The organism is Streptococcus intestinihominis, from assembly GCF_046824975.1.
In the GTDB taxonomy this organism is placed as follows: Bacteria; Bacillota; Bacilli; order Lactobacillales; family Streptococcaceae; genus Streptococcus.
Map to the genome: position 1 here is coordinate 275632 of NZ_JBKQBL010000002.1, position 531 is coordinate 276162.

Annotated in this window: 2 protein-coding genes; both read right to left on the reverse strand. The window is 39.9% G+C overall.

The genetic code is table 11. The features are described from left to right. Positions 1 to 236: GIY-YIG nuclease family protein (locus ACLOR3_RS04735; protein WP_412037031.1), on the reverse strand; the 236-nt coding region annotated here is incomplete at its 3' end. Positions 237 to 332: 96 nt separating this feature from the next. Then, the coding region (locus ACLOR3_RS04740) for an SMI1/KNR4 family protein (RefSeq protein WP_412037032.1) at positions 333 to 531 on the reverse strand (199 nt) is incomplete at its 5' end.

The following is a 531-nucleotide window of genomic DNA, read 5'->3' on the forward strand; positions in this document are numbered from 1 at the left end:
ATCTCCAGAAGCAAGGCCTCAATATTGGACTCAGTGACGATAAACTCAAAATCCACAATCTCAGATACCAGCGCTTCCGTCTTGGTATCGTGGCTCCCTCTGAAATAGGACCGCACCCGATTGCGAAGATTCTTGGCCTTCCCCACATAGATGATGGTACCGTTCTTGTCTTTGTGAATGTAACAGCCCGGACTCTTCGGCAAGAGCTCGAGCTTGGATTTAATCAAGTTGTTCATACCCTCTATTATAGCAAAAAAAGAGGGACCTAGTCCCTCAGTGTAATGCGTTTAAAATGATTCGTTTTATTAAAGTCTCTTTTACAAGTTTGACTTTTATCCATCCTGTAGCAAATCTAAAAACTCTGTAAAGTTATTAGCCACAAATTCCACAGATGGTTCTAATTCGTACGATTCCTCGTGATACCAGATACAAATACTTGGATTATCAGGACCCTTTATATAATTTAGACAAAGAAAGTCTCCACCATAAAATGCTGCTATTGGGATCAACTCAAATCCCAAAATATTTTCA